This window comes from Campylobacter sp. TTU-622, assembly GCF_016598965.1.
Lineage (GTDB): Bacteria > Campylobacterota > Campylobacteria > Campylobacterales > Campylobacteraceae > Campylobacter_D.
The window spans coordinates 1-291 of record NZ_JAENKR010000246.1 but is presented as its reverse complement, the minus strand read 5'-3'; the positions used below and the strand labels follow the sequence as shown (position 1 = coordinate 291).

The window sequence follows — 291 nt, the reverse complement described above, 5'->3', positions numbered from 1 at the left end:
TAGTGTAGATAAAGATGGTTATATGGGAGAAGACTTTAATAAAGCTGCAGGATTACCAGATGATTTTAAAATACATAAATCTACTTTGGATGAGATAGAGAGAGTAGCTGAAAATAACTCTTATACTTCAGATATAAAAAAATATTTAGGTATAGATAAATACTATACAAACATAGATATGGCTGAAACCATAAAACAATATTATAATCAATTTAATCAAATTGTTAATCATAGTTTTAACGATGCCAATAAAACAAGTTTCACTGAAGCAGATATTAATTCTATGCCTAA

The 291-nt window shown here is 26.5% G+C and carries 1 protein-coding gene; it reads left to right on the top strand.

The features are described from left to right. The coding region (locus JG677_RS08695; RefSeq protein ID WP_442778906.1) for a Cj0814 family flagellar-dependent secreted protein at window positions 1-291 on the top strand (291 nt) is incomplete at both ends.